Source organism: Streptomyces microflavus, assembly GCF_014650075.1.
Taxonomy (GTDB): Bacteria; Actinomycetota; Actinomycetes; order Streptomycetales; family Streptomycetaceae; genus Streptomyces; species Streptomyces microflavus.
In genome coordinates, this window is sequence record NZ_BMUG01000003.1 from 288,590 (window position 1) to 310,954 (window position 22,365).

General features: G+C 71.5%; 21 protein-coding genes and 1 riboswitch. Of the genes, 15 read left to right on the plus strand and 6 right to left on the minus strand.

From position 1 onward, the window contains the following. The first annotated feature begins 4 nt into the window (after positions 1 to 4). The 13 genes from IE264_RS10275 to IE264_RS10335 all read left to right on the plus strand — a co-directional run bounded on the left by IE264_RS10275 (position 5) and on the right by IE264_RS10335 (position 13,722). Positions 5 to 877 carry a glycosyltransferase family 2 protein gene (locus IE264_RS10275; RefSeq protein WP_015612700.1) on the plus strand — a complete coding sequence of 291 codons (873 nt, stop codon included), beginning with the start codon at positions 5 to 7 and terminating at the stop codon, positions 875 to 877. A gap of 101 nt (positions 878 to 978) precedes the next feature. Continuing rightward, the gene (locus tag IE264_RS10280; protein WP_015612701.1) at positions 979 to 1,908 is read left to right on the plus strand and encodes an ABC transporter permease; all 930 of its coding nucleotides are present in this window, start codon (positions 979 to 981) and stop codon (positions 1,906 to 1,908) included. Next, the gene (locus IE264_RS10285; RefSeq protein ID WP_015612702.1) at positions 1,901 to 2,686 is read left to right on the plus strand and encodes an ABC transporter ATP-binding protein; all 786 of its coding nucleotides are present in this window, start codon (positions 1,901 to 1,903) and stop codon (positions 2,684 to 2,686) included. Before IE264_RS10280 ends, IE264_RS10285 begins: the two co-directional genes overlap by 8 nt. A gap of 420 nt (positions 2,687 to 3,106) precedes the next feature. Then, complete coding sequence (hpnC, locus tag IE264_RS10290; protein ID WP_015612703.1) at positions 3,107 to 4,018, plus strand: squalene synthase HpnC; 912 nt, start codon at positions 3,107 to 3,109, stop codon at positions 4,016 to 4,018. A gap of 29 nt (positions 4,019 to 4,047) precedes the next feature. Beyond that, entirely contained in the window at positions 4,048 to 4,968 is a 921-nt protein-coding gene (gene hpnD, locus IE264_RS10295; protein WP_190167619.1) for a presqualene diphosphate synthase HpnD, read from the plus strand. 136 nt (positions 4,969 to 5,104) lie between these two features. Continuing rightward, on the plus strand, positions 5,105 to 6,490 hold the full coding sequence (gene hpnE, locus IE264_RS10300; RefSeq protein ID WP_032756892.1) for a hydroxysqualene dehydroxylase HpnE: 1,386 nt from the start codon (positions 5,105 to 5,107) through the stop codon (positions 6,488 to 6,490). Further along, positions 6,487 to 7,590: a polyprenyl synthetase family protein gene (locus IE264_RS10305; protein WP_051821812.1), complete on the plus strand. Its 1,104-nt coding sequence runs from the start codon at positions 6,487 to 6,489 to the stop codon at positions 7,588 to 7,590. The genes hpnE and IE264_RS10305 overlap by 4 nt, the downstream gene beginning before the upstream one ends. A 109-nt stretch (positions 7,591 to 7,699) precedes the next feature. After that, positions 7,700 to 9,700, plus strand: coding sequence for a squalene--hopene cyclase (shc, locus tag IE264_RS10310; protein WP_032756890.1), 2,001 nt, complete (start codon positions 7,700 to 7,702; stop codon positions 9,698 to 9,700). Then, positions 9,700 to 10,347 carry a phosphorylase family protein gene (locus tag IE264_RS10315; RefSeq protein ID WP_015612708.1) on the plus strand — a complete coding sequence of 216 codons (648 nt, stop codon included), beginning with the start codon at positions 9,700 to 9,702 and terminating at the stop codon, positions 10,345 to 10,347. Before shc ends, IE264_RS10315 begins: the two co-directional genes overlap by 1 nt. A gap of 5 nt (positions 10,348 to 10,352) precedes the next feature. Further along, the gene (hpnH, locus tag IE264_RS10320) at positions 10,353 to 11,372 is read left to right on the plus strand and encodes an adenosyl-hopene transferase HpnH (protein ID WP_015612709.1); all 1,020 of its coding nucleotides are present in this window, start codon (positions 10,353 to 10,355) and stop codon (positions 11,370 to 11,372) included. Between the two features lie 65 nt (positions 11,373 to 11,437). Then, positions 11,438 to 12,835 carry an aspartate aminotransferase family protein gene (locus IE264_RS10325; RefSeq protein ID WP_032756889.1) on the plus strand — a complete coding sequence of 466 codons (1,398 nt, stop codon included), beginning with the start codon at positions 11,438 to 11,440 and terminating at the stop codon, positions 12,833 to 12,835. A gap of 59 nt (positions 12,836 to 12,894) precedes the next feature. Continuing rightward, on the plus strand, positions 12,895 to 13,503 hold the full coding sequence (locus IE264_RS10330) for a helix-turn-helix domain-containing protein (protein ID WP_015612711.1): 609 nt from the start codon (positions 12,895 to 12,897) through the stop codon (positions 13,501 to 13,503). A gap of 42 nt (positions 13,504 to 13,545) precedes the next feature. Beyond that, positions 13,546 to 13,722, plus strand: coding sequence for a DUF6126 family protein (locus IE264_RS10335; protein ID WP_015612712.1), 177 nt, complete (start codon positions 13,546 to 13,548; stop codon positions 13,720 to 13,722). A 58-nt stretch (positions 13,723 to 13,780) separates the two neighbouring features. On the opposite strand, the gene IE264_RS10340 is transcribed toward IE264_RS10335, so the two are convergent. Next, positions 13,781 to 14,593: a tyrosine-protein phosphatase gene (locus tag IE264_RS10340; RefSeq protein WP_015612713.1), complete on the minus strand. Its 813-nt coding sequence runs from the start codon at positions 14,591 to 14,593 to the stop codon at positions 13,781 to 13,783. 411 nt (positions 14,594 to 15,004) lie between these two features. Beyond that, a riboswitch (cyclic di-AMP (ydaO/yuaA leader) is annotated at positions 15,005 to 15,165 on the plus strand. A 3-nt stretch (positions 15,166 to 15,168) separates the two neighbouring features. Here IE264_RS10340 and IE264_RS10345 point away from each other — a divergent pair. Together IE264_RS10345 and IE264_RS10350 are read left to right on the plus strand one after the other, a co-directional pair. Continuing rightward, positions 15,169 to 16,134, plus strand: a complete 966-nt coding sequence (locus IE264_RS10345) for a M23 family metallopeptidase (RefSeq protein WP_015612714.1) — start codon at positions 15,169 to 15,171, stop codon at positions 16,132 to 16,134. A gap of 163 nt (positions 16,135 to 16,297) precedes the next feature. Next, the gene (locus IE264_RS10350) at positions 16,298 to 17,125 is read left to right on the plus strand and encodes an SGNH/GDSL hydrolase family protein (RefSeq protein WP_032756888.1); all 828 of its coding nucleotides are present in this window, start codon (positions 16,298 to 16,300) and stop codon (positions 17,123 to 17,125) included. 3 nt (positions 17,126 to 17,128) lie between these two features. Here the strand turns inward: IE264_RS10350 and IE264_RS10355 are convergent, their stop codons facing one another. From IE264_RS10355 to IE264_RS10375, 5 genes are read right to left on the minus strand one after another with little or no spacing between them, the layout of a single operon-like run. Beyond that, positions 17,129 to 18,046, minus strand: a complete 918-nt coding sequence (locus IE264_RS10355; protein WP_032756887.1) for an STM4011 family radical SAM protein — start codon at positions 18,044 to 18,046, stop codon at positions 17,129 to 17,131. A gap of 7 nt (positions 18,047 to 18,053) precedes the next feature. Further along, positions 18,054 to 19,442 (minus strand): STM4012 family radical SAM protein, encoded by a 1,389-nt coding sequence (locus tag IE264_RS10360; RefSeq protein WP_032756886.1) that lies wholly within the window; start codon positions 19,440 to 19,442, stop codon positions 18,054 to 18,056. Beyond that, on the minus strand, positions 19,439 to 20,251 hold the full coding sequence (locus IE264_RS10365; RefSeq protein WP_015612718.1) for an STM4013/SEN3800 family hydrolase: 813 nt from the start codon (positions 20,249 to 20,251) through the stop codon (positions 19,439 to 19,441). Before IE264_RS10365 ends, IE264_RS10360 begins: the two co-directional genes overlap by 4 nt. Before the next feature lie 28 nt (positions 20,252 to 20,279). Next, positions 20,280 to 21,437 (minus strand): STM4014 family protein, encoded by a 1,158-nt coding sequence (locus IE264_RS10370; RefSeq protein ID WP_032756885.1) that lies wholly within the window; start codon positions 21,435 to 21,437, stop codon positions 20,280 to 20,282. Further along, entirely contained in the window at positions 21,418 to 22,365 is a 948-nt protein-coding gene (locus tag IE264_RS10375; RefSeq protein WP_032756884.1) for an STM4015 family protein, read from the minus strand. Before IE264_RS10375 ends, IE264_RS10370 begins: the two co-directional genes overlap by 20 nt.

Below are 22,365 nucleotides of genomic sequence, written 5' to 3' on the forward strand. Positions count from 1 at the left end.
TCCCATGAAACTGGGCGCGGTGATCATCACCATGGGCAACCGCCCCGACGAGCTCCGCGCCCTCCTCGATTCGGTCACCGCGCAGGACGGTGACCGCATCGAGGTCGTGGTGGTCGGCAACGGGGCCCCGGTCCCGGACGTCCCGGCCGGTGTACGGACCGTGGAACTGCCCGAGAACCTCGGCATCCCCGGCGGCCGCAACGTCGGCATCGAGGCGTTCGGCCCCTCCGGCGCGGACGTGGACGCCCTGCTCTTCCTCGACGACGACGGGCTGCTGCCGAACCGGGACACCGCCGAGCTCTGCCGCCGGGCGTTCGAGGCGGACCCGGAGCTCGGCATCATCACCTTCCGGATCGCCGACCCGGAGACGGGCGCCACCCAGCGCCGGCACGTGCCCCGGCTCCGGGCGGCCGACCCGATGCGCTCCTCGCGCGTGACGACCTTCCTCGGCGGCGCCAACGCCGTACGCACCCGGGTGGTCGCCGAGGTCGGCCCGCTGCCGGAGGAGTTCTTCTACGCCCACGAGGAGACGGACCTCGCCTGGCGGGCGCTGGACGCGGGCTGGATGATCGACTACCGCGCCGACATGGTGCTGAACCACCCCACCACGGCCCCCTCCCGGCACGCGGTCTACCACCGCATGGTGGCCCGCAACCGGGTCTGGCTCGCCCGCCGGAACCTGCCCGCCCCACTGGTCCCGCTCTACGTGGGGGTCTGGCTGCTCCTCACCCTGGTCAGACGCCCGTCGCCACCCGCGCTGAAGGCATGGTTCGGCGGTTTCCGGGAAGGCTGGTCGACGCCCTGCGGACCCCGGCGCCCGATGAAGTGGCGTACGGTGTGGCGGCTGACGAGGCTGGGCCGACCTCCGGTCATCTGAGAGGCTTTCCTCTGAGAGCATGAGGCGTATTTTCTTTCCGGGACCTGTCCGCCTGAGCCGCGCCCGCGACTGGCTGCGCGTGAAGACGAGAGTTTCAACTTGTGAGTGACACGACCCACGACGGTGGGGTAGCCCTCGGGACCCCTCCGTCCGCCGACGAGGGCCTCGGCGCGGCCCAGCTGGCCGCCAAGTACGGCCTGACCGTGAGCGGCGCCCGGCCGGGGCTGTTCGCATACATGAAACAGCTCTGGGGCCGGCGCCACTTCATCCTGGCCTTCTCCCGGGCGAAGCTGACCGCGCAGTACAGCCAGGCCAAACTGGGCCAGCTGTGGCAGGTGGTCACGCCTTTGCTGAACGCCTGTGTCTATTACCTGATCTTCGGGCTGATCCTGGGGACCAGGGAGGGGATCCCCCACGAGGTCTTCGTGCCGTTCCTGGTCACGGGCGTCTTCGTCTTCACCTTCACGCAGAGCTCCGTGATGGCGGGCGTCAAGTCGATCTCCGGAAACCTCGGACTGGTCCGGGCCCTCCACTTCCCCCGGGCCTCGCTCCCCATCTCCTTCTCGCTCCAGCAGCTCCAGCAGCTGCTCTTCTCGATGATCGTGCTGGTAGCGGTCGCCATCATCTTCGGCAGCTACCCCTCGCTCTCGTGGCTCCTGGTGATCCCCGCCCTGATCCTCCAGTTCTTCTTCAACACCGGCCTGGCCCTCGTCATGGCGCGGCTCGGCTCCAAGACCCCCGACCTCGCGCAGCTGATGCCGTTCGTCATGCGGACCTGGATGTACGCCTCGGGCGTCATGTTCTCCATCCCGGTGATGCTCAAGGACAAGCCGGCCTGGATCGCCGACGTGCTGCAGTACAACCCGGCGGCGATCTACATGGACCTGGTCCGCTTCGCCCTGATCGACGGATACGGCTCCGAGAACCTGCCGGACCACGTCTGGGCCGTCGGCCTGGCCTGGGCCGTGCTGCTGGGCGTCGTGGGATTCGTGTACTTCTGGAAGGCAGAGGAACGGTACGGCCGTGGCTGAGGACAACACGCAGGGACGGATTCCCACGGTCATCGCCGACGATGTCCACATCGTCTACCGGGTGAACGGCACCGGCGGCGGGCGGGGCAGCGCCACCGCGGCGCTGAGCCGCATGATGCGCCGCGGCAAGGGCGAGCCGCGCGGGGTCAGGAAGGTGCACGCCGTCCGCGGTGTCTCCTTCACCGCCTACCGCGGCGAGGCCATCGGCCTCATCGGCACCAACGGCTCCGGGAAGTCGACGCTGCTGCGGGCCATCGCCGGCCTGCTGCCGACCGAGTCCGGCCATGTCTACACCGACGGCCAGCCCTCGCTGCTCGGCGTGAACGCGGCGCTGATGAGCGACCTCACCGGCGAGCGCAACGTGGTGCTGGGCGGTCTGGCCATGGGCATGACCCGGGACGAGATCCGCGAGCGCTACCGCGAGATCGTGGACTTCTCCGGCATCAACGAGAAGGGCGACTTCATCACCCTGCCGATGCGGACGTACTCCTCCGGCATGGCGGCGCGCCTGCGCTTCTCCATCGCCGCCGCCAAGAACCACGACGTCCTCATGATCGACGAGGCGCTGGCCACCGGTGACCGCAAGTTCCGGGTCCGCTCCGAGGAGCGGATCCGCGAGCTCCGCAAGGAGGCGGGCACCGTCTTCCTGGTCAGCCACAACAACAAGTCGATCCGGGACACCTGCGACCGGGCGCTCTGGCTGGAGAAGGGCGAGCTCCTGATGGACGGCCCCACCGAGGAAGTCCTCAAGGCGTACGAACGCGAGACGGGCAAGTAGCTCCGCAGCCGACCGTGGCCTCCGCCGGACCGCTTCCGGTGGGGGCCACTGCGGTGTGCGGGGGCGGCGGAGGCCACCCGCAGTACGCCTGCGCGGGCGATCTCCTCCCGGCGGATGACGTCAATCCACCGGCGTACGAGGAAGGTTGACAAGCGGTGCGGTGTCCGCGCCGCGGGCGCTCCACCCCGCCGCACCCCTGTGAGCTGTACAACGTAAGCTGTAGCGGTGCTGATTCATGGCAAGTGGGGCGATACGCCCCCGGCGCTTCGCCCGCTGTGCCGCAGTGCACTCGGAAGAACGAGCGGCGTGTCCGAAAAGGGATGTTTTGGATCAGCAGTGTAGAACGGGTGATGTGACGGCAATGACGGAAAATCTCCAGCTCCGACGTGGTTTCGCCGTCCCCGCGCCGGGCGGTCCGCAGTGACCTCCACCCCGCAGGCGCGCACCGGTGACGCCACGCTCGGCAAGGCCGCGGACGAGAACTTCCCCGTGGCCCCGTTCTTCCTGCCCCGCGCCTGGCGCGACGACCTGATGGCGGTCTACGGCTACGCCCGGCTCGTCGACGACATCGGCGACGGCGACCTCGCCCCCGGCGGCGCCGACGCCCGCCACCTGGGCCTGGACCCGGAACAGGGCGACGACCGGCTCGCCATGCTCGACGCGTTCGAGACCGACCTGCACCGGGTCTTCGCCACCACCGGCCAGGAGCCGCGCCACCCCCTGCTGCGCGCCCTGCGCCCCACCGTGCGGCGCCGCGCGCTCACCCCCGAACCCTTCCTCGGCCTGATCGAGGCCAACCGGCAGGACCAGAAGGTCCGCCGCTACGCCACCTACGGGGAGCTCGCCGCCTACTGCGAGCTCTCCGCCAACCCGGTCGGCCGTCTGGTCCTCGCCCTCACCGGCACCACGAGCCCGGAGCGCGTACGCCTCTCGGACGCGGTCTGCACCGCGCTCCAGATCGTCGAGCACCTCCAGGACGTGGCCGAGGACCTCGGACGCGACCGGATCTACCTGCCCGCCGAGGACATGGACCGCTTCCGGGTCACCGAGGCCGACCTGGCCCGGCCGTCTGCGGGCGCCTCGGTCCGTGCCCTGATCGCCTACGAATCGGCACGCGCGAGCGAGCTGCTGAAGGAAGGCATCCCCCTGGTGGGCAGTGTCGACGGCAGACTCAAGCTCCTGCTCGCCGGATTCGTCGGCGGCGGCCGCGCCGCCCTCGCGGCGGTCTCGGCCGCCGGATTCGACGTACTGCCCGGGCCGCCCAAGCCCACCAAGCCCACCATGCTGCGCGAAGTCGCAGTCGTCCTGCGAAGAGCGCGTAGAGAGGGGTGAGCCGGACCGTGGAGGGACAGACGACGTACATGTCGCCGCCGGTACAGGCCGCATACAGTTACTGCGAGGCCGTCACCGGACAGCAGGCCCGGAACTTCGCCTACGGCATCAGACTGCTGCCGTACGAGAAGCGGCAGGCCATGTCGGCGCTGTACGCCTTCTCCCGTCGCGTCGACGACATCGGCGACGGAGAGCTGGACCCGGGCACCAAGCGGACCCGGCTGGAGAGCACCCGTGACCTGCTCGACCGGATCAGGCACGGCAAGGTCGAGGAGGACGACACCGACCCGGTGGCCGTCGCCCTCGCCGACGCCGCCCGCCGCTTCCCGCTGCCGCTCGACGGCCTCGACGAGCTGATCGACGGCGTCCTGATGGACGTCCGCGGCGCCACGTACGAGACCTGGGACGACCTGAAGACCTACTGCCGCTGCGTCGCCGGGGCCATCGGACGCCTCAGCCTCGGCGTCTTCGGTACGGAACCGGGCGCACCCAGCGCCGAGCGGGCATCGGAGTACGCCGACACCCTCGGCCTCGCCCTCCAGCTCACCAACATCCTGCGTGACGTCCGGGAGGACGCCGGCAACGGGCGGACCTACCTCCCCGCCGACGACCTGGCCAAGTTCGGCTGCTCCGCCGGATTCCACCGTTCCACGCCGCCGCCCGGCTCCGACTTCGCGGGCCTCATCCACTTCGAGGTGCGCCGGGCACGCGCCCTGTTCGCCGAGGGGTACCGCCTGCTGCCGATGCTCGACCGCCGCAGCGGCGCCTGCGTCGCCGCCATGGCCGGGATCTACCGCCGCCTGCTGGACCGGATCGAACGCGACCCGGAGGCCGTGCTGCGCGGCCGGGTCTCGCTGCCCGGCCACGAGAAGGCGTACGTCGCGGTGCGCGGCCTCTCCGGCCTGGACGCCCGCCATGTCTCCCGGCTGACCTCCAGGGGGCGGAGCTGATGCGTCCCGGCGGCTCCGGCGCCCGGTCAACCCTCCGGTGGCCCTACGCGTCCACGACTGCGACGATTCCTTCCGGGGCGGCCCGGCGATCCGTGACCACCCGGCGATCCGTGACAACCGGGCGAGAGGGGCAGGCATGAGCGACGAGACCCCGCGCCCCGTCGCGGTCGTCGTCGGAGGCGGACTCGCCGGCATCACGGCGGCCCTCCGCCTGGCCGACGCCGGACTCGACGTCACCCTGCTGGAAGGACGGCCCCGCCTCGGCGGCCTCGCCTTCTCCTTCCAGCGCGGCGACCTCACCGTCGACAACGGTCAGCATGTCTATCTGCGCTGCTGCACCGGCTACCGCTGGTTCCTCGACCGCGTCGACGGCGCGCACCTCGCCCCGCTCCAGGACCGCCTGGACGTGCCCGTCCTGGACGTCGGCCGCGAAGCCGGACCCCGCCTGGGACGGCTGCGCCGCACCGGCCTGCCCGTACCGCTCCACCTCGCTGGCGGCCTGGCGGCCTACCCGCACCTCTCCCTCAAGGAGAAGGCGAACGTCGGCCGCGCCGCCCTCGCGCTCGGCCGCCTCGACCCCGCCGACCCGGCCCTCGACCGCATCGACTTCGCCACCTGGCTGAGGCAGCACGGCCAGTCGGACCGCACCATCGAGGCGCTCTGGGACCTCGTCGGCGTCGCCACCCTCAACGCCACCGCCCCCAACGCCTCCATGGCCCTGGCCGCCAAGGTCTTCAAGACCGGCCTGCTCTCCGAGCCCGGCGCCGCCGACATCGGCTGGGCCACCGTGCCCCTCGGCGAGCTGCACGACACCCTCGCCCGCAAGGCCCTGGACACCGCGGGCGTCCGCACCGAACTGCGCGCCAAGGTGGGCTCCCTCACCCGCACCGAGGACGGCCGCTGGAGCGTCGAGACGGCGGGGGAGCGGATCACCGCCGACACCGTCGTGCTCGCCGTACCGCAGACCGAGACGCACGACCTGCTGCCCGCGGGAGCCCTGGACGAACCGGACCTGCTCCTCGACATCGACAACGCACCCATCCTCAACGTGCACGTCGTCTACGACCGCAAGGTGCTGCGCCGCCCGTTCTTCGCCGCCATCGGCTCCCCGGTCCAGTGGGTCTTCGACCGCACGCACTCCTCGGGGCTGAAGGGCCCCGGGCAGTATCTGGCGGTCTCCCAGTCCGCCGCCCAGGACGAGATCGACCTCCCCGTGGCCGAGCTGCGGACCCGCTACCTGCCCGAGCTGGAGCGGCTGTTGCCCGCCGCACGCGGTGCGGGTGTCCGGGACTTCTTCGTCACCCGGGAGCGCACCGCCACCTTCGCCCCCGCCCCGGGCGTCGGCCGGCTGCGCCCCGGCCCCCGTACACGGTTGCCCGGACTGCATCTGTCGGGCGCCTGGACCGCCACCGGCTGGCCCGCGACGATGGAGGGTGCGGTGCGCAGCGGCTTCCAGGCCGCCGACGCGGCCCTCAACGACCTCGGCCGGCCCCATGGACATCCGCTGCAGGAGGCGGCATGAGCATTACCACCGGAACAGAAGGAGAGTCAGTGACCCCGGCGAATCCGGCTTCCGACACCGTGGCGCAGACCACGGATGTCACCGCGCTTCTGGAGCGCGGACGAGCCCTGTCAGCGCCGGTGCTGCGGGCTGCCGTGGACCGGCTGGCGCCGCCCATGGACACCGTCGCGGCCTACCACTTCGGCTGGATCGACGCCGAGGGACGGCCCTCGGACGGTGACGGCGGCAAGGCCGTGCGCCCCGCACTCGCCTTGCTGTCGGCCGAGGTGGCCGGCGCCCCCTCCGAGGCGGGCATCCCCGGTGCCGTGGCCGTCGAACTCGTACACAACTTCTCGCTGCTGCACGACGACCTGATGGACGGCGACGAGCAGCGCCGCCACCGCGACACGGTGTGGAAGGTGCACGGCCCCGCCCAGGCGATCCTGGTCGGCGACGCGCTCTTCGCCCTGGCGTACGACGTCCTGCTGGAGCTCGGCACGGTCGAGGCGGGCCGCGCCGCCCGCCGGCTGACCTCGGCCACCCGCAAGCTCATCGACGGGCAGGCCCAGGACATCTCTTACGAGCACCGCGAGCGGGTCACCGTCGAGGAGTGCCTGGAGATGGAGGGCAACAAGACCGGCGCCCTGCTGGCCTGCGCGGTCTCCATCGGCGCGGTGCTCGGCGGTGCCGACGACCGTACCGCCGACACCCTGGAGGCGTACGGCTACCACCTGGGCCTCGCCTTCCAGGCCGTCGACGACCTGCTCGGCATCTGGGGCGACCCGGAGGCCACCGGCAAGCAGACCTGGAGCGACCTGCGCCAGCGCAAGAAGTCCCTCCCGGTCGTCGCCGCGCTCGCCGCGGGCGGCCCGGCCTCCGAGCGGCTCGGCGAACTGCTCGCGGCCGACGCCAAGAGCAGCGACTTCGACAGCTTCTCCGAAGAGGAGTTCGCCGCCCGCGCGGCGCTCATCGAGGAGGCGGGCGGCCGCGAGTGGACCGCCCAGGAAGCCCGTCGTCAGCACGCGGTCGCCATCGAGGCGCTGCACGGGGTCGACATGCCGCACCAGGTACGGGAGCAGCTCACCGCGCTCGCGGACTTCGTGGTGGTGCGGAAGAGATGATCAGCACGCGTATATGACTCGCAGTCGCCGGCCGACGCCCTGACCAAGGGGCGTCGGCCGACGGAGACCCCAGCACAGCAGAGAAACCACTGCACGTAAGGGGAAGCTCATGACAGCGACGACCGACGGATCCACCGGGGCCGCGAACCTCTCCGCACCCCCGGCGGGACATCCGGCCGACACGACCACCGCCGCGGACGACGTGCTCGAAGCCGCGCGGCGGGCCGCGGAACGCTCCGTGGAGCACCTCCTCGGCAGACAGGACGAGCAGGGCTGGTGGAAGGGCGACCTGGCCACCAACGTCACGATGGACGCCGAGGACCTCCTCCTGCGCCAGTTCCTCGGAATCCTGGACCCGGAGACCACCCGTGCGGCCGCCCTCTTCATCCGGGGCGAACAGCTCGGCGACGGCACCTGGAACACCTTCTACGGCGGACCGAGCGACCTCTCCGCCACCATCGAGGCCTATGTGGCCCTGCGACTGGCCGGGGACCGCCCCGACGAGCCGCACATGGCCCGCGCCGCCACCTGGATCAGGGAGCAGGGCGGCATCGCGGCCGCCCGCGTCTTCACCCGGATCTGGCTGGCCCTGTTCGGCTGGTGGAAGTGGGACGACCTCCCCGAACTCCCGCCCGAGCTGATGTTCTTCCCCAAGTGGGTCCCGCTCAACATCTACGACTTCGGCTGCTGGGCCCGCCAGACCATCGTTCCGCTGACCATCGTCTCCGCGAAGCGCCCCGTGCGGCCCGCGCCCTTCGCCCTGGACGAGCTGCACACCGACCCCGCCCACCCCAACCCGCCCAGGAAGCTTGCCCCGGCGGCCAGTTGGGACGGCCTCTTCCAGCGCCTCGACAAGGGGCTGCACCTCTACCACCGGCTCGCCCCGCGCCCGCTGCGCCGGATCGCGATGAACGTGGCGGCCCGCTGGATCATCGAGCGCCAGGAGAGCGACGGCTGCTGGGGCGGCATCCAGCCGCCGGCCGTCTACTCCGTCATCGCCCTGCACCTGCTCGGCTACGACCTGGACCACCCGGTGATGAAGGCCGGACTGGCCTCGCTGGACCGCTTCGCCGTCCACCGCGAGGACGGTGCCCGGATGGTCGAGGCCTGCCAGTCGCCCGTCTGGGACACCTGCCTGGCGACCATCGCCCTGGTCGACGGCGGACTCAGACCCGACCACCCGGCACTGGTGCGGGCCGCCGACTGGATGCTGGCCGAGGAGATCACCCGGCCCGGCGACTGGTCGGTACGGAGACCCGAACTCGCCCCTGGGGGCTGGGCGTTCGAGTTCCACAACGACAACTACCCGGACATCGACGACACCGCCGAAGTCGTCCTGGCGCTGCGCCGGGTGCACCACCCCGACCCCGCCCGGCTGGAAGCCGCCATCGAACGCGGGGTGCGCTGGAACCTCGGCATGCAGTCCCGCAACGGGGCCTGGGGCGCCTTCGACGCCGACAACACCAGCCCCTTCCCCAACCGCCTGCCGTTCTGCGACTTCGGCGAGGTGATCGACCCGCCCTCGGCCGATGTCACCGGGCACGTGGTGGAGATGCTCGCCGTCGAGGGGCTCGGCAGCCACCCCCGTACCCGGCGGGGCATCGAATGGCTGCTCGCCGAACAGGAGGCGTGCGGCGCCTGGTTCGGCCGCTGGGGCGTCAACTACGTCTACGGGACCGGGTCGGTGGTGCCCGCACTGGTCGCCGCCGGACTGCCCGCAGCGCACCCCTCGATCCGCCGCGCGGTGACCTGGCTGGAGTCCGTGCAGAACGACGACGGCGGCTGGGGCGAGGACCTGCGCTCGTACACGGAGGAGAAGTGGATCGGGCACGGTGAGTCCACCGCCTCCCAGACCGCCTGGGCGCTGCTCGCCCTGCTCGCCGCGGGCCGCCGCGACAGCCGGGCCGTCGCCCGCGGGGTGACCTGGCTGACCGGGGCCCAGCAGGCCGACGGCTCCTGGGACGAGCCGTATTTCACCGGCACCGGCTTCCCCTGGGACTTCTCCATCAACTACCACCTCTACCGCCAGGTCTTCCCCCTCACGGCACTCGGGCGTTACGCGTACGGCGACCCGTTCGCCGACCGTACGGGCGCGGCCAAGGGCGCCTGATGGCCGGCGCACCGGGGCCCGCGGCCCCCCAGGCGCCGCTGCTCGTCGCCTGCGCGCTGGGCATCGAGCAGCTGGCCCTGCGCAGCGGGAAGCGCCCCGGGGGCCCGGTGCGGGTCCTGCGGACCGGCATGGGCCCCCGGGCGGCGGAGGCGGCCGTGGCGGCGGCCCTCGCCCCCGGTGGCCTACCGGACGCCGCCGTCATCGCCTCCGGCTTCTGCGCCGGCCTCGCCCCCGGGATGCACCCCGGGGACCTGGTCGTCGCCGAGGAGACCCGGGACGCGGACGGCGCCACCCCCTGCACCGGCACCGGGCTGCTGGTCGCCGCCCTGGCCAGGGCGGCCCCCGGCAGCCGGGTCCACACCGGTCCGCTGACCGGCTCCGACCACGTCGTACGCGGCCCCGAGCGGGCCGCGCTGCGGTCCACCGGGGCCATCGCGGTGGACATGGAATCAGCCGCGACACTGCGTACCGCCCTGTGCCACGGACCACGCCCGGTTGCGGCCGTCCGGGTGGTCGTGGACGCTCCAGAGCATGAGCTCGTCCGCATCGGCACGGTACGCGGTGGAATATCAGCCTTCCGCGTGCTCCGAGCCGTCCTACCGGCTTTCTACGAATGGCACCGATCTTTACTGCTCCCCAGGAGGTGAGCTAGATGGCCATGCCGCTCCGTCAGTCCATCAAGGTTGCGACGTATCTCTTCGAACAGAAGCTCCGCAAGCGTGAGAAGTTCCCGCTGATCGTCGAGCTGGAGCCGTTGTTCGCCTGCAACCTCGCCTGCGAGGGCTGCGGGAAGATCCAGCACCCGGCGGGTGTCCTGAAGCAGCGCATGCCGGTCGCACAGGCAGTGGGTGCGGTCCTCGAATCCGGTGCCCCCATGGTCTCCATCGCCGGCGGCGAGCCGCTGATGCACCCGCAGATCGACGAGATCGTGCGCCAGCTCGTCGCGAAGAAGAAGTACGTCTTCCTCTGCACCAACGCGATGCTCATGCGCAAGAAGCTCGACAAGTTCACCCCGTCCCCGTACTTCGCCTTCGCCGTGCACATCGACGGACTCCGCGAGCGGCACGACGAATCGGTCGCCAAGGAAGGCGTCTTCGACGAGGCCGTCGCCGCGATGAAGGAGGCCAAGGCGCGCGGCTTCCGAGTCACCACCAACTCCACCTTCTTCAACACCGACACCCCGCAGACCATCATCGAGGTCCTCAACTACCTCAACGACGACCTCAAGGTCGACGAGATGATGATCTCGCCCGCCTACGCGTACGAGAAGGCGCCCGACCAGGAACACTTCCTCGGCGTCGACCAGACCCGCGAACTCTTCAAGAAGGCCTTCGCGGGCGGCAACCGGGCCCGCTGGCGGCTGAACCACTCGCCGCTCTTCCTGGACTTCCTGGAGGGCAAGGCGGACTTCGCCTGCACCGCGTGGGCCATCCCCAACTACTCGCTCTTCGGCTGGCAGCGGCCCTGCTACCTGATGAGCGACGGCTACGTACCGACGTACCGCCAGCTCATCGAGGAGACCGACTGGGAGAAGTACGGCCGGGGCAAGGACCCGCGCTGCGCCAACTGCATGGCGCACTGCGGATACGAGCCCACGGCGGTGCTCGCCACCATGGGGTCGCTGAAGGAGTCCCTGCGCGCGGCCCGGGAGACCATCACCAGCAACCGGTGACACCGTGACGGGAGGGGGCCGGTCGCTCCGGCCCCCCGGAACGTACCGAAGGAGAAGTACGGGCGATGACGGACGGCGGGCCCCAGGGCTTCGACCTGGGACGGCTCCTGGCGGAGCGCGGGGCCGAGCGGTACGAGCTGCATGCGCGCCACCTCAACCACCAGCTGCCGCGCATGCTGCACACCATCGGCTTCGACAAGGTCTACGAGCGGGCCGAGGGGGCGTACTTCTGGGACGCGGAGGGCAACGACTACCTCGACATGCTCGCCGGGTTCGGCGTGATGGGGATCGGCCGGCACCACCCGGTCGTGCGCAAGGCCCTGCACGACGTGCTCGACGCCCAGCTCGCCGACCTCACCCGCTTCGACTGCCAGCCGCTGCCCGGACTGCTCGCCGAGAAGCTGCTCGGCCACAGCCCGCACCTGGACCGCGTCTTCTTCGGGAACAGCGGCACCGAAGCGGTCGAGACGGCGCTGAAATTCGCCCGGTACGCCACCGGCAAGCCCCGCGTCCTGTACTGCGCCCACGCCTTCCACGGGCTGACGACCGGCTCCCTCTCGGTCAACGGCGAGAGCGGCTTCCGGGACGGCTTCGCCCCGCTGCTGCCCGACACCCCGATCGCGCTCGGCGACCTGGACGCGCTGCGCCGGGAGCTGAAGCGCGGGGATGTCGCCGCGCTGATCGTCGAGCCCGTCCAGGGCAAGGGGGTGCACGCCGCGCCGCCCGGCTTCCTGCGCGAGGCGCAGGAGCTGCTGCACCGCCACAAGGCTCTCCTGATCGCCGACGAGGTGCAGACCGGTCTGGGCAGGACCGGGGACTTCTACGCCTACCAGCACGAGGAGGGCGTGGAGCCCGACCTCGTCTGCGTCGCCAAGGCGCTCTCCGGCGGCTATGTGCCGGTCGGCGCGACGCTCGGCAAGGACTGGATCTTCCGCAAGGTCTACTCCTCGATGGACCGGGTCCTCGTCCACTCCGCGAGCTTCGGTTCCAACGCCCAGGCGATGGCGGCGGGGCTCGCGGTGCTCACGGTGATGGAGGACGAGGAGACCGTCGCCCATGCCCGGCGCACCGGTGATCTCCTGCGGGAGCGGCTGGCTGCGCTGGTGGACCGCTACGAGCTGCTGCACGAGGTGCGCGGGCGCGGGCTGATGATCGGCATCGAGTTCGGCCGGCCGTCCTCGCTGAAGCTCCGCAGCCGCTGGACCATGCTCCAGGCGGCCCGCAAGGGTCTCTTCGCCCAGATGGTCGTGGTGCCGCTGCTCCAGAAGCACCGGATCCTCACCCAGGTCTCCGGCGACCACCTGGAAGTGATCAAGCTGATTCCGCCGCTGATCATCGGGGAGGCGGAGGTGGACCGCTTCGTGTCGGCGTTCACGGAGGTCATGGACGACGCGCACAGCGGTGGCGGCCTGATGTGGGACTTCGGCCGGACCCTCGTCAAACAGGCGGTCGCCAACCGCTGACTTTTTGCCTCCGGGGCAAATTATTTGCCCCGGAGGAAAGTTCCTGGCCCAATGGAGACATGAATCCTCCGGACGAAGGGGTGGCCGACGAGCTCCCCGGCGTCGCACCCCGACTGCGCGACCTGCGCCGCGGGCGCGGTCTCACCCTGGAGACCGCGGCCCAGCGGGCCGGACTCTCCCCGGCCCACCTCTCCCGGCTGGAGACGGGCCGCAGGCAGCCTTCGCTGCCCATGCTGCTCGGGCTGGCCCGTATCTACGGTACGACGGTCTCCGAGCTCCTCGGCGAGAAACCGCCCGAGCGGGAGGCGATCATCCGGGGCGGCGCCTTCGAGGGCGCCGAGGCCGACGGCTGGATGTACCGCAGGGCCGGTGGCTCCGGCCGCGCCATGCAGGCGCTGAGGGTCCGCGTCCCGTACGGAGCCCAGGGCGACCTGGTGCGGGTGCACCCGGGCGAGGAGTGGCTGTACGTCCTCGGCGGGCGGCTGCGGGTCGCGCTGGGGGAGACCGTGCACGATCTGGAACCGGGCGACAGCGCCCACTTCGACTCGCTCACCCCGCACCGGATCGCGGCCCTGGACCGGGGCGGGGCGGAGCTGCTCTTCGTCCACTCCCTGCTGCAGAGCCCCGCGGCCGAGCTCTGCCTCGGCAACGCACTGCACGCGCGCTGACCCCTTCGTTCCCCGGCCGCGAGGCCGGCAGAGAGGACCGTCATGTCCGATTCCGAGCGCTACGACCCGCTGACCCCGAGGAACCCCAAGGCCACGAAGGACACCCAGGAACGCCGGATGCCGCGCGGTCTCATCATCCGGCTCTTCGCCTACCTGGTGGTCGGCCATGTGATCGCGGCCTTCCTCTACCTGCTCTTCGTGGTGGCGGGCGCGGAGTGATCGCGGGGCTGATCCATCGGCCCTGATGCCTCCGTGCTGATCGCCCGGCGCCGATGCCTCAGCCCTGGTCGAGCAGGCGTTCGCGCAGCCGCTCCCGGGTCTCGGGGGAGACCTTCAGCCCCTCCGCCAGATAGCGGTCCGTCGTGCCCCAGGTCTCGTCGATGGCCGCGAACGCCGCCGCGAGATAGGCGGCCTCCGCCCCGAAGAGCGGGTTCAGGAGCTCCATCACCTCGGCGGACATCCCGGTCTCGGACATGTCCGAGCGCTTCACCTTGTACCGGCGGTGCGGATCGTTGGACTTGAGGTAGTCCGCCTCGATCGCCTCGCGCTCGACGCCGACCGCGAGCAGCGACACCGCGATCGACAGACCGGCCCGGTCCTTGCCCGCCGCGCAGTGCATCAGGGCCGGCACGCTGTCCTCCGCCAGGGCGTGCAGCACCCGGCTGTGCTCGGCGGTGCGGTCCACGATGGTCGAGCGGTACATGGTCAGCATGCGCTCGGTGCCCCTGCCGTTCGCCAGGATCGAGCGCAGCTGCTCGATGTTCCCGTCGCGCACCAGCCGCCAGAACTCGGCTCCGTCGGCCGGGTCGGAGAGCGGAATGCTGACATTACGGACACCGGCCAGCTCGATGTCGTACCCGTCGAGCTTGTGGTCGGCGGAGTTGCGGAAGTCGAAGACCGTGTGCAGCCCGAGCCCGCCGAGGAAGAGCGCGTCCTCGGCGCTGGCGTGCGCCAGGTGGCCGCTGCGGTAGAGCCTGCCGAAGGCGGTGCGCCGTCCGTCCGCGGTGGGGAGTCCGCCCACGTCACGGAAGTTGCGCACTCCGGTCAGTGCGGTCTCGGTCGGCGGGACCTGCGGCACCTGCTGCGTCACGGTGGCTCCTGGAATCTCTGGCGTCGGCGCGGCTCTCCGGCGAGGGCGCCCCTGTGACGATACGACATCGATTCGGCGGAAAATCAGCGGTCCGCTGATGGGGTGTCAGAGGGGGTGAGTGCGGTGTGTCCGTATTGATGCATTTCGCAGAACATGCCCCGCTAATGGGGGAGATGGGATTCCGTAGGTGAGCGGGATCATATCCGTGACAGACCGTGGCGGCGGCGCCCGGATGTTTTCCCGGTATCCGTACGGAAAGCCAAGATCCGTAATCCACGGAGTGTGACGGGAAATCCGGAGCGAAATTGAATCGATGATTCCGGCATGCAACCGACGGCTTGTTCCTGCCGTCCTCACTCGTTTACGGTCACCGTCAATCCGGACGGACCGCCTAATCCTGCCGCCGCCCGGAATTCGCACCCACCCACTCACGCGTGGCAGGAGCGGGGGAACCAGGTAAGCCGCCGGCCCGGAGCGATCCGGACCGGCTCGGGGTGAAGTCGCCACCCGGCGGCCGGGCATCTCCAGCCCGAACCCGACAGCTCACCTCGCAGGCGCCGGAGAGGAACTTCCCCATGCCCGCAAAGGGTAAGCACCGTCGTCCCAAGTCCGGCCCGATCCACCGCGGCGTCCTCGCCGCGGGTACCGGCGGCGCCGTACTCGCCCTCCCGCTGATCGGCGCCACCGGCGCCCACGCCGCGGAGAAGGCGGCCCCCGCCGTCAAGCCCATCGCCGCGCAGAGCGCACAGCAGGCCGCACCGCAGGCCGCGCCCGCCAAGGCGAAGGCCGCCCCGAAGACGTACTCCGTCGTCTCCGGCGACTACCTCGCGAAGATCGCGGCCGAGCACCAGGTCAAGGGCGGCTGGCAGAAGCTGTACCAGGACAACCGCACGGCCGTCGGCGAGAACCCCAGCCTGATCTTCCCGGGCATGAAGCTCACCCTCGGCGCCAAGGCGTCCGGCTCCGCCGCGCCTTCGGAGGCCAAGAAGGCCGCTCCGGCTCCCAAGGCCGCTCCCAAGGCCGCGCCGAAGAAGGCCGAGCAGGCCCCGAAGAGCGACACCCTCTCGGCCGACGAGTCCGACGCCGCATCGGCCGGCACCTCCGCGCAGACCGGTTCCTCCGAGGCCAACGGCTCCGGCTGGTCCGCCCCGCTCGCCAGCGCCAATGTCACCACCCAGTACCGGGCTTCCGGCGCCAGCTGGTCCAGCGGCTACCACACCGGCTCGGACTTCCAGGCCGCCTCCGGCACCCCCGTCCTCGCCATCGGACCGGGCACCGTGGTCTCGGCGGGCAACAGCGGCTCGTACGGCAACGAGGTCGTCATCCAGCACGAGGACGGCATGTACTCCCAGTACGCCCACCAGTCCTCGCTGAACGTCTCGGTCGGCCAGACCGTCACCGGCGGCCAGCAGATCGGCCTCTCCGGCTCCACCGGCAACTCCACCGGCCCGCACCTCCACTTCGAGGTCCGCACCGGCCCGAGCTACGGCTCCGACGTCGACCCGATCGCCTACCTGCGACAGCACGGCGTCTCCCTCTGATCCGAGGGCAGCAAGAAGTGATCGAGGGGCGGTGCGCGGCGGCGCACCGCCCCCCCCGCTTATTCCGGCTTTACCAAAACCTGACCGGGTGGTCTATCTCACCACCCGTCAACCCCGTATTACGGTCGCGTAGGTCACATTGAACGGTGCAGGATATGTGCTTGTGGCAGACGATTCGAGAACCCAGCAGCAGAACACCATCGGGTCGTACGCGGCGATCGGGGACAGTTTCACCGAAGGTGTCGGAGACCCCGGCCCCGACGGCACCTTTGTCGGCTGGGCGGACCGGTTCGCGGTTCTGCTCGCCGACCGGCTCCCGGCCCCCGACGCGGCGACGAGCCCGGACGAGACCCGGCACGGGAACTTCCGTTACGCCAATCTCGCCGTACGCGGACGCCTTCTCGACCAGATCGTCGAGGAGCAGCTCCCCCGCGCCAAGGAACTGGCCCCCGACCTGGTCACCTTCTGCGCGGGCGGCAACGACATCATCCGGCCCGGCACCGACCCCGACGATCTGGCCGAACGCTTCGAGCGGGCCGTGGCGGACCTGACCGGCGCGGTCGGCACCGTCATGGTCACCACCGGGTTCGACACCCGGGGCGTTCCGGTGCTGCGCCACATGCGCGGCAAGATCGCCACGTACAACGTCCACCTGAGGGCCATCGCCGACCGCTACCACTGCCCCGTGCTCGACCTGTGGTCGCTGCGGTCGGTCCAGGACCGGCGCGCCTGGGACGCCGACCGGCTCCACCTGTCGCCCGAGGGCCACACCCGCGTCGCGCTGCGCGCCGCCCAGGTCCTCGGCCACGACGTGCCGGCCGACCCGGACCAGCCCTGGCCGCCGCAGGCCCAGCGCAGCCCCTTCGACGCGCGCCGCGACAACATCCAGTGGGCGCGGGAGTACCTCGTGCCGTGGATCGGCCGGCGGCTGCGCGGCGAGTCGTCAGGCGACCACGTCGAGGCGAAGCGGCCGGACCTGCTGCCCCTGTAGGGATCAGGGATTGAGCAGGGGGAGCGTACGCCGGGACGGGCCGGGGACCGCGGGCCCGGCCGGCGGCCCGCCCGTCGCGAACCCGGCGGGTATCCGCTCCAGGACACCGCCCGCGAACACGTCGTACAGCGGCAGCGTCTCCAGGTGCACATAGCCGATGTGGCAGTCGCAGACGGCGAGCGGACAGGCCCGCGGGCCCAGTGCCCGGCGGAAGCTGCCGTCGTAGAGGTTGCCCAGCTCCGCCTTGACGAAGTGGCAGCGCCGCACCGTGCCGTCGCCGTCCACCGAGATCACCGACTCGCCCGTCCGGCAGGGCAGCCCCGCCGAACGGTGCGGATGCCTGCTGTAGGGGAAGAGCGGGTCCAGCTCGGTCCACCGCTCCGCCTCCTCGTCGGTGTACGTCCGCCCCTCGGCGGCGTTCACCCAGAGGTAGACCTCCTCGGGCAGCGCCGCCCGCAGCCGCCGCGCCTCGGGAAGGTGCGCCTCGAACCCCACCACACCCACGCTGTAGCGGATGCCTCGTGCGGAGAGCTCGCGGCACCTGTCCAGGAACCGCTCGTACGGTGTCTGCCCCGGGTGGTACGTGCACCAGAGCGCGACCTTCTCCGGATCGGCGTCCGCCAGCCATGCGGTCCGGCCGCTGAGGTTCGTCTGGATGGCGACCCGGCCGATGTGCGGCAACTGGGACAGCTCGGTCAGCGCCCGCCGGTACCAGGACCGCACCAGGCCCTCGCCCCACGGGGTGAACAGCACCGAGAGGCGGTCGCCGGTCTGCGCAGCCGCCCACGCGGTGAACCGCTCCAGCGCCTCCCGGTCGGCCGTCAACTGGACTCTGCTGTCACGTCGTTTGGCGAACGGGCAGTACGGACAGTCGTAGTCGCACGAGGCCAGCGGGCCCCGGTACAGGATGGTCAGGTCCATGGTCCGCTCACTTCCGCTCGTACGCGGCCATCGCGGCCCGCACCCCGGGGGAGAACAGCGCCGGACCCAGCGCGTCCGAGTGGGCCAGCCCCAGCGGGGAGAGCCGCAGGAGCCCCTCCGGCGCCTGTGCGTCCAGCCAGCCCCGGTCCGCGAACCGCTCCAGCTCGGCGGGGAAGTCCTCGCGGGGGTCCGTGCCGAAGCGGGCGCGGTAGTCGGCCAGGGGCAGGCCCGCCGCCTGGAGCAGCGACTGGAGGAGGTGGCGCCTGCGGGCCTCCGCCGCGTCGACGTACCGGCCGACCTCGGCCCGGGAGAAGTCCCCGGTTGCGGTGAAGCCGTCGATGATGGAACGGATCTCCCGCATGTCCACGGCGTAGTCGAAGGAGTAGTGCAGGGCCGCCGTGTAGGAACGGGCCCCGCAGCCCAGCCCGATCATGCCGTCGGTCTGGCAGGCGTGGTCCTCGGGGCCGTCCTGTGATTCCCCGGGGGCGTCGGCGCGCCGGAACATCCGCATCGACACCTGCTCGTAGCCGCACGCCAGCAGATGGTCGCGGCCCACCGCGTAGAGCCGCAGCCGCTGCTCGTCCCAGGCGGCCTGCTCCAGGGCCTCCGCCTCCGGGCCGGCCGCGGCGCCCAGGCGGTGCAGGCCGGTCAGCGGGCGGACGTACAGCGGGTAGAGATACAGCTCCTCGGGGCGCCAGGCGAGCGCGGCGTCCAGCGAGGCGAGCCAGGTGCGCTCGGTCTGGCCGTCGATGCCGTAGATCAGATCGATGTTCAGCACCGGTATCCGGGCGTCCCGGATCCGGCCGAGGGCGGCCTCCACCTCGGCCCGGCGCTGCGGGCGGACGGCGGCCCGGGCCTCCTCGTCCACGAAGCTCTGCACACCGATGCTGACCCGGGTCGTGCCCCGGCCCGCCAGCACCGCCAGCCGGTCGGCGGTCGCGGTCGAAGGGGACGTCTCCACCGACAGCGGCACCGCGAGCAGGTCGGCGCCCATCCGCTTCTCCGCTATGTCGCAGAGCCGCTCCAGCTCGTCCGCTGTGAGGAAGGTCGGGGTCCCGCCGCCGAACGCGGCGGCGGCGAACCGCACCGGCGCGGAGTCGCCGAGCGCGTCCCGCACGGCCACGGCCTGCCGGTCCAGGGCGTCGAGATAGCGGGTCGTCAGCTCCTCGGGCGCACCGATCCGGGTGAAGAGATTACAGAAGCCGCAGCGGACCTCGCAGAACGGTATGTGGAGGTAGAGGGAAAGGGCGTCCTTGGGCTCCGCCGCCCACAGCTCGCGGAGCGCGGGCCGGTCCGGCAGAGGGCGGTAGGCCGTCTTGTGCGGATAGGCGTAGACGTAACTCTCGTACGGCCGGACGGCGGGCAGGCCTGTCGCCCTCGCGGTGCTGATGGTCATCGGGAGGCCCCCGGTTCGAGGAAGAAGTGGGCGTACGGCACGGTCCAGACGGCTTCGTGGCCGAGCCGGTGGCCGGTGTAGCCGTCGTCGCCGTAGGCCGTGCCGTGATCGGAGCAGACGATCGCGAAACAGCGGCGTCGGCTGCTCGCGGCGGCGAAGAGCCGGCCGATGTGCCGGTCGACGTACTCCAGGGCGGCCGCGTGTGTGGCCCGGGAGTCGCCCGCCTCACGGGTCGCGCCCGGGGTGTGGAACCAGTTCGGCTGGTGCAGCGCGGACACGTTGACGAAGAGGAAGAGCCGCTGCTCGGGCGGCAGCTCCGCCACGACCTTCTCGGCCCGGCTCACCTGCTCCTCGAACGAGGTCGGCGACGCGACGCCGAACTCCGGCTCCCAGTGGCTCTCCTGGAACAGGGAGGGCAGCACCGACCCCAGCGGCCCCTGCCGGTTGAAGAACCCGACCCCGCCGACGCACACCGTGCGGTAGCCCTCGGCGGCCAGCCCCGACACCAGGTCCGGGGTGTCGAAGACGAACGTGCCGTCCGCCGTCGACTCGCTGCCCGCGAAGCGCGCCGCGAACAGCCGGGGATGCGGGCCGGGGGCGGCGGGCGTCGGCAGGAACCCGGCGAACATCGCCTGGTGCGAGGCGTAGGTGAAACTGCCGGGCGCGTGCCGCTTCTCCCAGACGCCGCCGGGCAGCTGCCGGGCCAGGTTCGGGATGCGTCCGGCGGCGGCCAGCTCGACGGCGACGTCGTGGCGCAGGGTGTCCAGGGTGACCAGCAGCAGGTCATGGCTGCCGACGACCTCGGCCATATCGGGCCGACCGGGGTCGGTGGCGGGTTCAGAGAGGGGTGACGGCACGGTGGTTCCTCGCTCGGTCCAGTACGGCGGCGACCTGCGCCGCATAGGTGTCCAGTCCTTCGGCGCCGCTGCCCGGCAGTCCGGTCAGTCCGGGCAGCAGATCACCGAAGGCGTTGACCTCACCGACGGCGAAGCGCCGCCAGCCGGCCGCGGGCAGCAGGTCGACGCCCACGCACAGCGTCCCGGGGAAGCAGGCGGCGGCCCGCTCGCACACCGCCAGCGCCTCGCGCCAGCAGCCACCCACCGCCGATACGGCGGCCCGGACCTCGTCGAGGTCCCCGCGGGCGCCCCCGAGATGAAGGTTGGTCATGGGGGAGAGGCTCGTCCGGACGACGGCGTGGGTCGCCCTGCCGCCGACCACCACGATCCGCAGATCGGCGGCCCGCCCCCGCTGGGACGCCTTCGGCAGCCAGCGCTCGATGTGCAGCCCGTCGGGGGCGAGCGCGTCCACGATCGCGCCCACCTCCCGCTCCGTGGTGTACCGGCGGACCCGGAGCGAGTTGAACAGCCGCCCCTCGGCGTCCCGTTCCACCGAGGTGCTCGCCCTGACCCGGCCGGGACCCGCGGTCTCCACCGCCAGCACCCCCGAGGCGGACGAGCCGTGGGCGAGCTTCACGAACGCCCGGGGCATCCGGTGCTCCCGCATCAGCGCCCGTACGTCGGACCAGTCCCGCACCCGGGCCGCCCGGCGGCCGGACGTCGGCGAGGCGGGCACGGGGACCCCCGCATCCTCCAGGAGGGCGTGGCAGAGCCGCTTGTCGAAGAGGGCGGCGATGTCACCGGGGGAGGTGAGCACCTCGGCACCGGCCGCCGAGGCAGCCCGTGACACCTCTCCCACCGCACTGAGGAACCCGGCGTACCACCGCGCGGACCCCTCCACCCGGGTCGGATCGTCGACGCCGCGCAGCAGCCGCTCCACCTCCGCGTTCTCGCCGGGCGAGTCGATCCGTACGGTCTCGCCCGGGTCGAACGACGCCTCGCCGCCCAGCACCTGGAGCCAGGACACGACCCGGGCCGGCGCCGGCCCGGCGGCCCGCACGGCCTCCTGGAAGAAGGCGACCCGGCGGTTCTCCGGATTGCCCACCACCGCGAAGCGCGGAGCCGCCGCGCCCCTGGGGCTACTCGCTGACGGCGACATAGCGCTCTGGTTCGTCGTCCGGGTCCCCGTAGTCCTCCTCGGCCTCGTCGCCCTCGACCACGGCCGGGGCGCACGCGGCCCTGATGCGGTCCAGCACCGGGCCGGTGAGGTAGTGGTGGCGCAGGTCGAGTGAGGACAGGTGGTTCAAGGGCTGCCCGTTCAGCAGGGCCTCGCCGCCCGTGTCGCTGAGGGTGCCCATGGACAGCGCGAGGGTCTCCAGCTGGGCGACGACAGGGGCCGACGCCACGGCGGCCGCCATCTCGTCCTGGATCTCGCTGTTCTGCAGGCCCAGGTGGCGCAGCCGGGGGAACGTGCCGCCCGACAGGACCGGTCCGATGTCCTCGACCGTGGCGTCGGCGCCGTACCACGAACTGCCGAACCACAGGTCCAGCCGCTCCAGCGCGGGCAGTTCGCTCGCGGCGACCGCCCGCACCAGACCACCGGGCAGGCCGCCGGACTCGAAGCGCAGCGACTTCAGCGCCGTATGACGGATGGGCCGCAGCCCCAGCCCCTCCTGGCCGCAGCCCCGGACCGTGAACTCCTCCAGCAGCGGCAGTGCTTCCAGCACCGGCGTGATGTCGCACATGCGCAGCCACGACACCTCGCACTCCTCGCCCACCACATCGGCGAGGAAGAGTCCCCGCAGGGCCGGGAAGCGGTCGGCGTGGGCGACGATCAGTTCCACCACCGGGGCGAACGGTGTGTACTCCTCACGCCACCAGGGGCCGATGACGAGCGCCCGGACCCGGGCCGTGTCCACGGTGTCGAGGAACTGCTGCCACAGGACGCCGAAGTCCGTCTGCTCGTCGTGGTCGCACTCCAGCCGCCAGGCCACCGCGTCGGCGGCGGGCAGGGGCACGGACGCCGCCGGGGTGTGGACCGGCAGGCCGTGGAAGTGCTCAGGATGCTGAATACGGATGTACGTCAT